The following is a 12,543-nucleotide window of genomic DNA, read 5'->3' on the forward strand; positions in this document are numbered from 1 at the left end:
CGGCCTTGAACTCCGGCGTGAACGAGCGGCGAGGACGCGGCTTCTTCTTCCCCATGCTCTCCATCATGGACATCCTTCCGGGGACGAACCCCTGATCTCGGATGTCCGTCAAACCGGATCAAGCCCACTCCTCCTTGAGGAGCTGGATCGCTCGACGGACCGTCTGTCGTGTCACACCGTAGGTCCTCACCATCTCTACCTCGGAGGGCACGGCAGAACCGGGCGCGAGATCGCCGGAAGCGACGCGCTGCCTGATCTGGTCTGCAATCTGCACATATAGGAGTACAGGCCCCTCACGGTCGAGCACGCTCGAACACTAAGCAAGCGCCTACCTGCACTATCAGTGTGCTACCCGTAGATGTAGGAGTGTGTACAAGTACTAGAGGAGGCCATACCTATAGAGGTATGCTTCTTGCGTGACTCGCCATGGAGATCGAGAGGGCCCTAACCTGCCGCGACACCGCCCGGCCGAAGACGCGCGCTCGGGTCAGTTGCTTGACCCGAGCTTGCGTGCGGCCTTCCGGCGCTTCTATGTCTGGCGCGACACCTCGGGCCTGTGGCATGCGAGACCAATGCCAAAGGTGACTGCGTTTGAGGGCTCCCGTTGTAGCGCTTCCGAATTGACGGCGGACTCTGTGATCTCGCTGGCCATTCTGTGCATTTGGCGCAGGAACCGCCGTGCAACCGTCGGCTATTTCTGATTGGAGTCGGCCAATGGGCAGGAAGGGTAGGGCGGCCAGGTTCGCGGCGATCAAACATGCGGCAGGCATCTCATGGGAGCCTTTCAACTCTTCAGAGGAGCCGTCCATCATCGAAGTCATTGCGTGCTGCAATACGTATGTATGGGCAATCGATAATGACACATACGTCGTCCTGCGGAAAACGAAAGACGGCCCGGAAATGGCAGCAAGAGGCGCATGGGAAGAGGCTCGCCCCGTCTGGGACATTCTAGTGCTGGCACATGAGCAACATCACGAGATACTGAGTCAGTACGGAGTGCCAAAGATGTCACATAGTGCTGAGACAGCCTGGATACCATTCGTGCCGGCGGGCACAGTCCGAATCCGTGAGACATCCTGCTGCGGCATATACGAATGGGCGTCTCAGGGCGGACTCTTCTTCGTGCTCCAGCGTACCGCCGACGGCCTTCTAGAAACAGCCAGAGGACAATATAGGTTCGCACGCCAAAAATGGGATCACCTGCTGGAAGAACACCGCAAAACGCATCTGCCGATGGTTCGGAAGGTTGGCGCGCAGAAAAGAGGGAGAGACAAGGATACGACGAGCGAGGCTGCCGAATGAACTCCCCTGGAGAAGACATCTCTCGTACGTCGAATGATTCTGCCGCCCTCGAACCGATCAAGTACGCATACGAGCAGATCAACGCGAGCCTCCAGGGAATGGCTGATCTCGATGCGGCGTACCATATTGCCACTTGTTTAGCGGACTGCATGCGAAAGCTCGCCGATGATGCTGCGCTGGCTCGGGCCAGGTGTGCTGCAAAAATTTCTGACGCCGAAAATCTCTCGCGAAGAAGGTTGGCGGACAAGCTGGGCATCTCGAAGGCACGCGCAGATCAGCTAATCAGGGCCGCCCGTCGCAGGGCCGCGTCCTAGCTGCCATGTCCAAGGGCTTTGACAGCCTTGGCACGCTGACCTGCCTCGACGGAGCTCACACATCAGCAACAAGATCGATGGACAGGTCAAGATAGGTGTCCACCACTCGTGCCCGCAGCCTGGTACTCCCTTGGCCACTAACCTCGTCGGCTAGTCGGGTAGCCCCGAGAGCGTCGCACCATTCTTCGAATCCTCTGCGGCGTTCGCCTGCATCACCGGTGTCACAGACCGCGACGAGGGCTGATGTTGATGGGCTGCTTGCGATAGTCCAAGTGAGTACGGCAAGACCTTCATTCTCGGTACGTGAAAGAAGGTCCCGAAGTGCTTCCATGGCGCGCTGCTGGACATGTAGCTGATCCAGTTCGGCGCTTCTTGTCTGTTCCCGCTCCTGCACGAAACGCTCCCCGTTCTCGCCGATCGTTTCCATGTCATCGTGCATAGGTCTCCCCGACTAGCGCGCCTCCAGCCCTTCGGGAAGAGTGATCGGCTCTTGTCCGTGCTCGTGGTCGTACATACCGGCCAGCGCTGGGCGAAAGGCTGCTAGGTGATCCGGCCACCTCCCACACAAGGCCGTACGCGCGGCAGAGTCTGTTTGCAGTAGGAATTGCAGATGTCGCAAGCCATGCATGAGGACGTCGATATACCTCGGGATCGGTGCGTCCGTGGCCTCGACGGGAATCGGCTTTCCGACCGCATCGGGGAGGGCGGGACTGATCGGGGCAGCCTGCTCCCACTTATCGCGTACGAAAGCGCCGCATCCGAGTACGGCTACGTAAGTGAGAATGACGGCGGTTCCATCTGCGCGCCAGGATGTCGAGTGGAGGAGCTTTACGCCGTCTTCCGCGTCGTTCTTCGCCAGGAGGCCGATTACGGCGCTGTGAGGATCGCTGTCCTGCTGTACGGGACCCGAGCGCCAGGCATCGATGCCGCTGATGAGCCATAGGCCAACGTCGTCGGCCGAAACGGGCCAGACCTCAACGATCACCTCTGTCGGCTTGCTCATTATTAGCTTCCCTCCGCTGAATTTCCGCTTCGCCCACCGACATCTTTGGCAGTTTTCATCAGTTGGGCTGCGCGAGCTTTCGATACCCCGATGCGGTCAGCCAGGCCGGCCAACGACATCTGCTCATGCTCAAAAATGCGGGCTGCGGACAGGGCTCGTTGATCGCCTGAGGTCTCGACAAGCCGCCTGAGCGTCTCGACCAGTTCCGTCGCACCCGCATACGCCTGACTCGGGTCAGGCTCTGCATTGATCACTGCAAGCGCGGCATCGAAGGCGTGTTCGAGGGATGCAAGCGCGGTCTGAACCGCCTCGCTCACGTCTTCCTTCGCCATGGGGGCAGCGTACGCGCTCCGTTCAGAGGGGGCTATACCGCAACACGTGTAGCCCCCCCTTGACGGACGTGTAGGGCCCCCTGTACGTTCATTCGTGCAGCCCCCCCTACACGGGGCCCTGTCAGGGGAAACGGCTGCTGCGGCCAACGATGAGGGATTGGAGTGATCAATGGTGTTGGGTCTCGAAGATGCCAAACGCTCCCGTTTGATCATGACTATCCGCATCGTGGCCGAGTTGATGGACAACTGCGCGGATGGCCTGGCTTCCACGGTGCTGGCCACCACGGTGCTGCCGATAGTGATCATTGCGCTTCACGCCGTGGCGGACGTCCTGGAGCACTGCCCAGACGCGTCTGCGGGCGCTTTTCAGAAGCACGTAACGGTGCTTGCGGAAGCACCGCGAGTTCAAACGTCAGACAGGTAAGAGAGGAGAGCCGTTATGGCTCTGCAAGGCCCCATTCCCGTTACCTTCGCCATGGTCTTCCCGCACGGCTGCTACGTCGTGGGCGAGGTCGAGCCCGTCAAGGACTTCGACGCCTCGTCCAGCGGCCGGTTCGTGCAGGCCCGCGACAAGCAGACCGGAGAGCTGGTCTGGCAGGTCGCGGTCATGGACGGTGACCCGACCCTCAAGCCCGCGCAGAAGACGGTCGCGGTCAAGATCCTGGCGCCGGTTCAACCGGTCCCGCCTCAGCCGATGCCGGGCCTGCCGTTCACCCCGGTCGCCTTCGACGGCATCACGGTTACGCCGTACGTCAACGCCACGGGCCGTCTCGCGTACTCGATCAAGGTCCGTGAGATGCACGCACTCACCCAGCCCGCGCAGGCAGCGGGCAAGGCTTCGGCCGGAAAGGACGCCGCCTAGATGACTCGTCGCCGTACCCCGCGAAACAGCGTGATCCGGTTGACCACCGGGCATGCCGCTCGCACGCTCAACCACCCGTTCCCGCGCCGTCAGCCCGTCCTGGCGCTCGACTTCGGCGCGACCTCCGTCCTGGTCACCACGGATGGACCCGTGACGGCGGAGGACCTGGAGTTCGCACGCCAGCTCGCTCGCGAGGCCCACCGCTTTGCCCGATCCCTGGAGCGCAGCTTCTACGGACTGCCCGATGGCAAGGGGGTGGCGGCGTGACTCTCGGCTCGTACACCTACGTCACCTTGTTCATACGACCGGAGTCCACGCCTCAGGTCGACGTCTCCTTCTACACGCCGCGCCTGACGGTCTGCGCCGGGCTGCTGCTCAACGAGCCGCGACCGTACCTGAAGTTCAGCTCCCCGGAGGCGAACGTGCATATCTCCACCACCGGAGCCGGCCCGGTCACCGATGCCGACCTGGCCACCGCCCGCGAGATCTTCACCGCCGCTGCCCGCTACCTGGCCGACTGCGAGCAGTTGCACGCCGAACAGGCCGACAAGGACGCCACCGACCCGGCGACCTGACATGAGGCGGGGCCGCTGGAAGCGGCAACTTCCGGCGGCCCCTCGGTTCTCCCCTGACTCCACATCACGAGAGGTTCCCAGCTTATGTTCAAGCGGCTGCCTGGCGACGAGGCGCGCAACCTCGTCTCCACCACGCCCGACACGGCCGTTGTCTTCCGCCCGGCCGTCGTCACCACTCCCGCCATCCTCACCATCATCATCCTCGCCTGGCGTCTGCTTGCCGGGCTCGTCCGTACGATCTGCCGCCACCCCATGGCCACCGCCGTCCCGGCTGTCCTCGGCGCTACCTGGTACGTCTACGGCTGGCCCATGGCGGCGTCCCTGCTCGGCACAGTCGCCCTGGCCCTGGCCTCATGGGGGTACATCGACCGGCCGTCCTTCGCCCACCTGGTCGGCTACCGGCTGCTGGCCTGGTGGCGACTCGTCTGGATCTACCGGCGGCACTGGCAGCCCGTCATGGTCGTCTCAGGTCTCGGCCGTCACCTCCGGGGCCGTGACTACCTGCCTCCGCTGTGCAAGGTCACGTGTTCATCGTGGGCCGACGTGGTCACCGTGCGCATGCTCAAAGGCCAGGCGGTCAAGGACTGGACCGACCGTAGCGATCACCTGGCCCAGGGGTTCGGCGCGAAGTCGTGCCGAGTCGCTCTGTCTCAGGCCGGTCGGCTGACACTGACCTTCCCACGTAAGGACCCGCTCGCCTCGCCTCTACCAGCCCTTCCCCTGCGAGAAGAACCGACCGTGGGACCGGTCGAGATCGGCAGACGGGAAGACGGGCGACCGTGGCGGTTGAAGGTGCATGGCACCCACGTCCTTGTAGCGGGCGCGACCGGGGCCGGCAAGGGGTCGATCATCTGGTCTGTCATCCGCGCCCTGCTCCCCGCCGCCAGAGCAGGCCTGGTCGAGTTGTGGGCTCTGGACCCCAAGCTGATGGAGCTCTCCTACGGACGCGCTCTCTTCGGCTCCAGGTACGCGGCCAGTCCGGAAGAGTGCGCCGACCTGCTGGACGAGGCCGTGAGCGTCATGCAGAAGCGGGCCACCCAGTTCGCCGGTCTCCAGCGCTCTCACACCCCCACCATCGATGACCCGTTCGTCCTGGTCGTGGTCGACGAGGTGGCGTTCCTGACCGCCTACCAGTCCGACCGGCAACTGCGGCAGCGCATCTCCGCCGCGCTGGCCACGCTCACCACGCAAGGCCGCGCGGTCGGCGTCGGCGTCCTGGCCGCGTTGCAGGACCCGCGCAAAGAGGTCATGAACATCCGCAACCTGTTCCCCGACAAGATCGCCCTGAGGCTGGACGAGTCGGAACAGGTGGACATGGTCCTCGGCGACGGCGCACGCGACCGGGGCGCCCTCGCTGACCACATCTCACCCGTTCCAGAGCTGGGCGCGGGCGTCGGCTACGTCCGCTTGGAAGCCAGCCCCGAACCCGTCCGAGTCCGCGCCGCCTACGTCTCCGATCACGACATCTGCTCCATGGTCGCCGCCGCCGCCGACGAAGGGAGGGCCGCATGACCCATGTGCACGACCGCGCTCTACCTCGGGCCGTCCGCCAAGCCATGCCGATGGCCCGAGACGTACTCGAAGAGGTCGCCAAGCTTCACGGGGTCTGCATCAGGCCCGTCCCGCTGCGGCGACTCGACATCGTCACCGGCAAATCCGAGATCATCGACGTTCCGTGTGGGGCCGTCCTCGACAGCAAGTGCCCGCCGTGCGCCAAGCGCAACCGGCAGCTCCGCATGGCGCAATGCCGCGAGGGTTGGCACCTCGACACCGAACCGGCCATCACGCCGGATGAGCCGAACGAGGAACAGCGCTGGTTGGTCGAGTTCCGCGCTGACATGCAGGCCAAGCGTGATGCCGCTGAGCAGGCCGGCGACGACACGACCGATCTGGACGCCGTCCTGTCCGGCCTCGATGTCGAGATCAACGCCGCTGGCGTGCGGGGCAGCGTCACCGGATCCGCGGTGCCCAAGCGCTCCCGCTCGACCCGGCGACGGCAGGATGCTCCGGATCTGCCCAAGCGGAAGATGACCAACACCACTCTTGGGCGCACCTTCACCAGCACGGACGGCAAGACCTACCGGCCGTCGCTGTTCGTCACGCTCACCCTGCCCAGCTACGGCAAGATCCGCGACGGCGTCCCGATCGATCCCGGCACCTACGACTACCGGCGAGCTGCTCGGGACGCGCTGCACTTCTCCAAGCTCGTAGACCGCTTCGTGCAGAACCTTCGCCGGGTCGCGGGCTATGACGTGCAGTACTTCGCGGCTGTCGAGCCTCAGAAGCGGCTCGCTCCGCACCTGCACATGGCCATCCGGGGCACCCTGCCGCGCACGGAGATCAAGCAGATCGTGGCGGCCACCTATCACCAGGTGTGGTGGCCTCAAGCCGACAAAGTGCGTTTCGACGGTGATCAACTACCGGTGTGGGACGAGGAGGCCGGCTATCTCGACCCGATCACCGGTGAGGTCCTGGCCACCTGGGACGAGGCCCTCGACTCCCTCGACGAGGACGCCGAGCCTCTCCACGTGATCCGCTTCGGCGATCAGGTGGACGTGCAAGGTGTTCTTGCCGGTACGCCGGACGCTGACCAGTGCATCCGGTATCTGTCCAAGTACCTGACCAAGTCCATCGGCGACACCCTCGACGGCGGCCAGGCCCAACGCGAGCACACCGCCCGCATGGTCGACGCCCTCCGCTACGAACCCTGCTCGCCCACCTGCCCCAACTGGCTCCGCTACGGCGTCCAGCCCAAGAACGCCAAGCCCGGCATGCAGCCCGGCCGGTGCCGGTCCAAGGCGCACAAGCCCGAACACCTCGGCTACGCCGGGCGCCGCGTCCTGGTCTCCCGCAAGTGGTCCAACAAGACCCTCGCCGAACACCGGCAGGACCGCCGCACCTGGGTCCTGGAAGCCCTCGGCCAGACCGACCAGCCCATCGACCCACACCGCTATGTCTGGCGGCCCGTTCCGGCCGGTGATGCCAACGTGCCGCCGCTCGCCGTACGCCTCTTGCGCACCGTGGCCGAACGCCAACGCTGGCGAGCCCACCTCAGGGAGCTGGAAGCGAGAGCAGCCGGACAAGATCCTTCGGCAACCGAGGACATGGGGAGGGCCGCGTGAGCAGACGAGATGAGCTGCTGACCGTCGCCCAGGTCCTCGACGAACTCGGCGGCGTCTCCCGCCGCACCTTCTACCGCTGGCGCGAGATCGGCAAGGCACCGAACGGCATCCGCCTGCCCAACGGCGAACTCCGCATCTACCGCAGCGACCTCGAAGCCTGGCTCGAATCCCTCAGGAGCGCCGCATGACCACTTCCTACAAGGTCAAATTCTGGGACATCCGTACCAACACCAGAGCAGACAAGCCCGGCAAGAAGCCCCGGATCGTCTCCCACACCGTGCGGTGGACGGTCGGCAGCCGCGAGAAGTCGCAGACCTTCAAGACCAAGGGCCTGGCCGAGAGCTTCCTGTCTGACCTGCGGCAGGCGGCCAAGAAGGGCGAAGCCTTCGATCTGGATAGCGGTCTTCCCTCTTCGATGGCGAAGGCCAAGGATGCGCGGACCTGGTACGCCTTCGCCGTCGCGTACGTCCGTGCGTGCTGGCCTCATGCGGCGGCGAAGTCCCGAGAGGGCATGACCGACACGCTGGCCACCGTTACCCGCGTCTTGGCCGGCGACGCACCCGGCCGTCCATCCGACGAGATCATCCGGCGGGCACTGCGCGAGTACTCCTTCCTGCCCGACGAGCGCAGGCAAGAGCCGACACCGGAGATCGTTCGCGCTGTCCGCTGGCTGGAAGGTGCTTCGCATCCGCTGAGCGCTCTGGAAGAGACCAAGCACGCCCGTGCGGCGTTGGAAGCCCTGGCGCTGTGCCTGGACGGCAAGCCTGCGGCGACCTCGACCTACCGCCGCAAGCGGGCCGTCTTCCATCACGCGCTCGAATACGCCGTGGAGCTGGAAGAGCTTTCGGCAAATCCGCTGCACAAGGTCAAGTTCCGCAAGGTCAAGGTGAGCGGCGAGGTCGATCGGCGCTCGGTGATCAGCCCCAGCCAGGCGCGTGAACTGCTCATCGCAGTGACCTACGTGGGGCGGTCGCGCGGGCCGATGCTGGCCGCCATGTTCGCCTGCATGTACTTCGGCGGCCTTCGCCCGGCAGAGGCGGCGGGACTGAGGCAGAAGGACTGCCGACTCCCAGAGAGGGGCTGGGGGTTGCTGACCCTGGAGAAGACCAGGCCACAGAGCAACAGGCGGTACACCGACTCTGGACAGGCTCACGAGGAGCGCGGGCTGAAGCATCGGGACGTGAAGGACACGCGCACCGTGCCCATCCCGCCCGAACTGGTGGCCATCCTGCGGGCTCACATCGCGGCGTTCGGAGTCGGCGAGGACGGCCGGCTCTTCCGTACACGCACGGGTGGTGTGATCTCCGGTTCGGCTTACGCGAAGGTATGGCAGGAGGCTCGGACGTACGCCTTCACCCCTGACCAGGTCGCCTCTCCTCTGGCGGGCCGACCGTACGATCTCCGGCACGCGGCCGTGTCACTCTGGCTCAACGCGGGCGTGCACGCCCCGGAAGCGGCCGTGAGAGCGGGACACGGCGTGGACGTGATGCTCCGCGTCTACGCCAAGTGCATCGACGGCCAACAGGAGATCGCCAACCGGCGCATCTTGGAAGCACTTGCGGCGTGACGCAGGAGCTACGACAGGACCCCGGGACACCTCGGGGTCCTTTCGCCGTTCCGTTCACCCAAACAGCCGCGCCGACCTGGGGGAACGTGGCGGCGAGCATTCCGCGTATGTTCCGTGAGCAGTGGCACAGGGCTGCTTTCGGCGGCCTCCCGCTGCGTACGAGGCAACCGGGGCGATCATGCAAAAGACCAGGTCAACCCGTGGATTGCCTGGTCTCGGAAGCGCGCCCTGCAGGATTCGAACCTGCGACCGTCGGATTAGAAGTCCGGTGCTCTATCCAGCTGAGCTAAGGGCGCTCCTGCCTTATTGTGCATGATCCGGCGACTTGTCATGCACACGTTTTCTCCGTGTCAGCTCCCGCCGCCCCCGGACGCCTCCAGGACCACCCTGCCGCGGGCTCGGCCGTCCTCGAGCATGCGGTGGGCCTCGGCCGCCTGTGACAAGGGCAGACGGGCGGTGATGCGGGGGCGCCAGGCGGTGGTGCGGAGGAGGTGGATGACGCCGGCGGCCGCGTCGGCGAGTTCGGGGACGGTGGCGTTGCTGATGGCGAAGCCGGTGACGGTGGCGTCCTTGGTGTAGAGGCGGCCGAGGGGGAGGGCGGGGGCCTGGCGGAGGCCGGACATGATGACGAGGCGGCCGCGGTGGGCGAGGCGGTCGATGGCCGTGGCGGGGTCGCCCTGGCCGGAGGTGTCCACGTACAGGTCGATGGAGTCGCGGATGTCCGGCTGGTCGGGTGTCTGGTCGCCGGAGTCGCCGGAGTCGCCGGAGTCATCGGGGTCGCCGGGGCCGCCGGGGCCGCCGGGGTCGCCGGCTGGGTGGGCGGCTGGGGGGTCGGTGCGGTAGTCGCGGACGTCGGCGGCGCCGAGGGCGCGGACGTGGGCGTGGTCGCGCGGGTGGGCCGTGGCGATGACAGTGGCGCCTGAGGAGGCGGCGAGGGCGACGGCGGCGGAGCCGACGTTCCCGGCCGCGCCGCCGATGAAGACGCGGTGGCCGGGGCGCAGGTGGCCGTGGCGGACGAGGGCGAGCCAGGCGGTGGCGGCGGGGTGCGCGGCGGCGACCAGGTCGAGCGGGTCGAGGTCGTCGGGGGCGGGGTAGAGGCGGTCGGCGGGGACCGTGACGTACTCGGCGAAGGAGCCCTGCCTGCCGCCGTGGCCGAGGCTGTTGCACCAGACGGGCAGGCCGGGCGGGAAGGCGGTGGTTTCGGACGCTTCGACGTGGCCGACGAGGTCGCGGCCGATGACGAAGGGGAGGGGCATGGGGACGGGGTAGGCGCCGGAGCGTACGAACGTGTCCACCGGGTCGGCCGCCACGGCGCGCACCCGTACCAGCACGTCCGTGGGGCCGCGGCCGGGGACGGGGAGTTCGCCCCAGGTGATGGCCTCCGGCGGGCCGGGGGCGGTGATGTAGGCGGCGTGCATGATTTTCTCCATCGGAACGGCGGTTTCGGTCTAGGATCTCTTGGCATGTTCGCGACGCTCCTGCATGAAATACCCCTGCAGGGCGGGGATGTGACCGACGGGGTGGTGCGCGTCGGTGACACCGTGCGCAGGCCCGTCAGTCCGGCCACGCCCGCTGTGCACGCCCTGCTCAGGCACCTGGAGGCGGCCGGGTTCGAGGGGGCGCCGAGGGTGCTGGGGGTCGACGGGCTCGGGCGTGAGGTGCTCAGTTTTCTGCCGGGCGCGAGCGGGCTGAGCGCGGCGAGCGCCGGTGAGGAGGCGCTCGCGGGGGTGGCGGGGCTGCTGCGTGAGTTCCACGACGCGACGGCCGGGTTCCCGTTGAGCGGGCACCGGTGGGAGGGCGGGTCGAACGACGACGCGCCCCCGCAGATCATCGGGCATTGTGACTTACGACCGGACAACGTGATTTTTCGTGATCAGGTGCCGGTGGGGATGATCGACTTCGACCTGGCCCGGCCGACCACGCGGCTGTTCGACGTCGTGACCACGCTGCGGCACTGGGCGCCCATCGCCGACCCCGTCGACCGGCATCCGCTGCTGCGCGGCGTCGAGGTGGGGGAGCGGTTGCGGGTGTTCTGCGACGTGTACGGGGTTCCGCCCCGGGATCGGCGCCGGCTGCTGGAGCTGGCCAGACTGCGTTTCCACCGGTCGTACGAGGTCATGCGCACCCGCGCGGACGGCGGCGGGAACTGGGCGCGGATGTGGGCGGACGGCGCGGGGGAGCGGATCCGCCGGGCGTCGGCCTGGCTGGACTCCCACGAGGATGAGCTGTACGCGCATCTGATCTGATGTGCTTCATGCGTATTCAGGGTGATCGTGCCGCCGGGCTCGCGCTGGGAGTGGTGCTCGACGCGGTCGTCGGCGACCCGCGCCGGGGGCATCCCGTCGCGCTGTTCGGCAGCGCCGCCGCCAAGCTGGAGTCCAGGCTGTACGCGGACGCGAAGACCAACGGCGTGCTCCACGTGGCCATCTGCGTGGGGAGCGCGGCGGCGCTCGGCGTGCTGGCCGAGCGGGTGCCGAACCGTCCGGCCCGCGTCGCGCTGACCGCGGCGGCGACGTGGGCCGTGCTCGGCGGCACCACGCTGGCCCGCGAGGGCGCCCACATGGCGGCGGCGCTGGAGGCCGGCGACCTGGCGGCGGCCCGGGCCCGGCTGCCGCACCTGTGCGGGCGCGACCCGTCCGGGCTGGAGGCGCCCGAGCTGGCCAGGGCCACGGTGGAGTCGCTGGCCGAGAACGCCTCGGACGCGGCGGTGGCGCCGCTGTTCTGGGGGGCGGTGGCGGGGATTCCGGGGCTGCTGGCCTACCGGGCGATCAACACGCTGGACGCGATGGTCGGGCACCGTTCGCCGCGCTACCGGCGCTTCGGGTGGGCGGCGGCGCGGCTGGACGACGTGGCCAACTACGCGCCGGCCCGGCTGACCGGGCTGATCACCGTACTGGCCGGGCCCGCGCCGGCGCGGACGCTCGCCGTGCTGCTGCGCGACGGCGGGCGGCACCCCAGCCCCAACTCCGGGCGGTGCGAGGCGGCGTTCGCGGGGGCGCTGGACGTGACGCTGGGCGGGGCCAACGTGTACGGGGGGCGTACGGAGCACCGGCCCACGATGGGCGACGGGCGCAAGCCGGAGGTGGCCGACATCCGGCGGGCCGTGCGGCTGACGCGGGCCGTGTGCTGGGCTGCCGCCGGCGCCGCCGTGCTGGCCGCCGCCGGGCGCGTGGCCCGGCGGCGTGCCTGAGCGCGCCCGGCGGCGAGGCTCACATGATGCGATTGAGGTTGGCGACCAGCCAGAAGACGAACAGGGTCACGACGCCCACCCACAGCATGGACCTGGCGGCGTTGGACGCGACGAGCTTGCGCGCCGAGGCCGCCTTCATGGTGTCGCGCCACACCTGACGTGACGAGATCAGCGACTGGTAGCGGCGCCCGGCGACGAACACGGTGACGGCGATGATCAGGAACAGGATGACGCGGCCATCTGAAGAATTCACGAAAGCCTCCTCTGACACCCAGA

The 12,543-nt window shown here is 67.2% G+C and carries 16 protein-coding genes and 1 tRNA gene; 10 read left to right on the forward strand and 7 right to left on the reverse strand.

The genetic code is table 11. The features are described from left to right. Positions 1-118 precede the first annotated feature (118 nt). The 4 genes from ACBI99_RS35480 to ACBI99_RS35495 form a co-directional block, all read right to left on the reverse strand. Positions 119-307, reverse strand: a complete 189-nt coding sequence (locus ACBI99_RS35480) for a GntR family transcriptional regulator (protein WP_375074459.1) — start codon at positions 305-307, stop codon at positions 119-121. A 1,364-nt stretch (positions 308-1,671) separates the two neighbouring features. Beyond that, complete coding sequence (locus ACBI99_RS35485; RefSeq protein WP_375074460.1) at positions 1,672-2,043, reverse strand: hypothetical protein; 372 nt, start codon at positions 2,041-2,043, stop codon at positions 1,672-1,674. 24 nt (positions 2,044-2,067) lie between these two features. After that, positions 2,068-2,619 carry a hypothetical protein gene (locus ACBI99_RS35490; protein WP_364178514.1) on the reverse strand — a complete coding sequence of 184 codons (552 nt, stop codon included), beginning with the start codon at positions 2,617-2,619 and terminating at the stop codon, positions 2,068-2,070. Between the two features lie 2 nt (positions 2,620-2,621). Further along, positions 2,622-2,951 (reverse strand): hypothetical protein, encoded by a 330-nt coding sequence (locus ACBI99_RS35495; RefSeq protein WP_357590055.1) that lies wholly within the window; start codon positions 2,949-2,951, stop codon positions 2,622-2,624. A gap of 169 nt (positions 2,952-3,120) precedes the next feature. Between ACBI99_RS35495 and ACBI99_RS35500 the strand changes: the two genes are divergently transcribed. The 8 genes from ACBI99_RS35500 to ACBI99_RS35535 all read left to right on the forward strand — a co-directional run bounded on the left by ACBI99_RS35500 (position 3,121) and on the right by ACBI99_RS35535 (position 9,077). After that, a complete protein-coding gene (locus tag ACBI99_RS35500; RefSeq protein WP_375074461.1) occupies positions 3,121-3,375 on the forward strand; it encodes a hypothetical protein in 255 nt (84 codons plus the stop codon). A gap of 15 nt (positions 3,376-3,390) precedes the next feature. Further along, the gene (locus ACBI99_RS35505; protein WP_357590059.1) at positions 3,391-3,813 is read left to right on the forward strand and encodes a plasmid replication, integration and excision activator; all 423 of its coding nucleotides are present in this window, start codon (positions 3,391-3,393) and stop codon (positions 3,811-3,813) included. A gap of 39 nt (positions 3,814-3,852) precedes the next feature. Beyond that, positions 3,853-4,080: a hypothetical protein gene (locus ACBI99_RS35510; RefSeq protein WP_357590060.1), complete on the forward strand. Its 228-nt coding sequence runs from the start codon at positions 3,853-3,855 to the stop codon at positions 4,078-4,080. After that, a complete protein-coding gene (locus ACBI99_RS35515; RefSeq protein ID WP_364178526.1) occupies positions 4,077-4,388 on the forward strand; it encodes a hypothetical protein in 312 nt (103 codons plus the stop codon). Before ACBI99_RS35510 ends, ACBI99_RS35515 begins: the two co-directional genes overlap by 4 nt. Before the next feature lie 84 nt (positions 4,389-4,472). Beyond that, complete coding sequence (locus ACBI99_RS35520; RefSeq protein WP_375074462.1) at positions 4,473-5,900, forward strand: FtsK/SpoIIIE domain-containing protein; 1,428 nt, start codon at positions 4,473-4,475, stop codon at positions 5,898-5,900. After that, positions 5,897-7,510, forward strand: coding sequence for a replication initiator (locus ACBI99_RS35525; RefSeq protein ID WP_375074463.1), 1,614 nt, complete (start codon positions 5,897-5,899; stop codon positions 7,508-7,510). Before ACBI99_RS35520 ends, ACBI99_RS35525 begins: the two co-directional genes overlap by 4 nt. Continuing rightward, positions 7,507-7,698 (forward strand): helix-turn-helix domain-containing protein, encoded by a 192-nt coding sequence (locus tag ACBI99_RS35530; RefSeq protein WP_357590068.1) that lies wholly within the window; start codon positions 7,507-7,509, stop codon positions 7,696-7,698. Before ACBI99_RS35525 ends, ACBI99_RS35530 begins: the two co-directional genes overlap by 4 nt. After that, positions 7,695-9,077 carry a tyrosine-type recombinase/integrase gene (locus tag ACBI99_RS35535; protein ID WP_375074464.1) on the forward strand — a complete coding sequence of 461 codons (1,383 nt, stop codon included), beginning with the start codon at positions 7,695-7,697 and terminating at the stop codon, positions 9,075-9,077. Before ACBI99_RS35530 ends, ACBI99_RS35535 begins: the two co-directional genes overlap by 4 nt. Before the next feature lie 222 nt (positions 9,078-9,299). On the opposite strand, the gene ACBI99_RS35540 is transcribed toward ACBI99_RS35535, so the two are convergent. Next, a tRNA-Arg gene (locus ACBI99_RS35540) sits at positions 9,300-9,373 on the reverse strand. 54 nt (positions 9,374-9,427) lie between these two features. Further along, positions 9,428-10,495 (reverse strand): NADPH:quinone reductase, encoded by a 1,068-nt coding sequence (locus ACBI99_RS35545; RefSeq protein WP_375074465.1) that lies wholly within the window; start codon positions 10,493-10,495, stop codon positions 9,428-9,430. 45 nt (positions 10,496-10,540) lie between these two features. On the opposite strand from ACBI99_RS35545, the gene ACBI99_RS35550 reads away from it, so the two are divergent. Next, entirely contained in the window at positions 10,541-11,323 is a 783-nt protein-coding gene (locus ACBI99_RS35550; RefSeq protein ID WP_219503760.1) for an aminoglycoside phosphotransferase family protein, read from the forward strand. A gap of 8 nt (positions 11,324-11,331) precedes the next feature. Further along, positions 11,332-12,267 (forward strand): cobalamin biosynthesis protein, encoded by a 936-nt coding sequence (locus ACBI99_RS35555; RefSeq protein WP_219503762.1) that lies wholly within the window; start codon positions 11,332-11,334, stop codon positions 12,265-12,267. Positions 12,268-12,286: 19 nt separating this feature from the next. Here ACBI99_RS35555 and ACBI99_RS35560 read toward each other — a convergent pair whose 3' ends face one another. Beyond that, positions 12,287-12,520 carry a hypothetical protein gene (locus ACBI99_RS35560; protein ID WP_219503765.1) on the reverse strand — a complete coding sequence of 78 codons (234 nt, stop codon included), beginning with the start codon at positions 12,518-12,520 and terminating at the stop codon, positions 12,287-12,289. Positions 12,521-12,543: the final 23 nt, after the last annotated feature.

The sequence above is a fragment of the Nonomuraea sp. ATR24 genome, from assembly GCF_041950485.1.
GTDB lineage: Bacteria > Actinomycetota > Actinomycetes > Streptosporangiales > Streptosporangiaceae > Nonomuraea > Nonomuraea ceibae.

Coding starts and splice junctions, on each gene's coding strand:
- ACBI99_RS35500 (WP_375074461.1), top strand. CDS start 3,121: ATGGTGTTGGGTCTCGAAGATGCCAAACGCTCCCGTTTGATCATGACT.
- ACBI99_RS35555 (WP_219503762.1), top strand. CDS start 11,332: ATGCGTATTCAGGGTGATCGTGCCGCCGGGCTCGCGCTGGGAGTGGTG.
- ACBI99_RS35505 (WP_357590059.1), top strand. CDS start 3,391: ATGGCTCTGCAAGGCCCCATTCCCGTTACCTTCGCCATGGTCTTCCCG.
- ACBI99_RS35545 (WP_375074465.1), bottom strand. CDS start 10,495: ATGCACGCCGCCTACATCACCGCCCCCGGCCCGCCGGAGGCCATCACC.
- ACBI99_RS35525 (WP_375074463.1), top strand. CDS start 5,897: ATGACCCATGTGCACGACCGCGCTCTACCTCGGGCCGTCCGCCAAGCC.
- ACBI99_RS35485 (WP_375074460.1), bottom strand. CDS start 2,043: ATGGAAACGATCGGCGAGAACGGGGAGCGTTTCGTGCAGGAGCGGGAA.
- ACBI99_RS35550 (WP_219503760.1), top strand. CDS start 10,541: ATGTTCGCGACGCTCCTGCATGAAATACCCCTGCAGGGCGGGGATGTG.
- ACBI99_RS35495 (WP_357590055.1), bottom strand. CDS start 2,951: ATGGCGAAGGAAGACGTGAGCGAGGCGGTTCAGACCGCGCTTGCATCC.
- ACBI99_RS35535 (WP_375074464.1), top strand. CDS start 7,695: ATGACCACTTCCTACAAGGTCAAATTCTGGGACATCCGTACCAACACC.
- ACBI99_RS35520 (WP_375074462.1), top strand. CDS start 4,473: ATGTTCAAGCGGCTGCCTGGCGACGAGGCGCGCAACCTCGTCTCCACC.
- ACBI99_RS35490 (WP_364178514.1), bottom strand. CDS start 2,619: ATGAGCAAGCCGACAGAGGTGATCGTTGAGGTCTGGCCCGTTTCGGCC.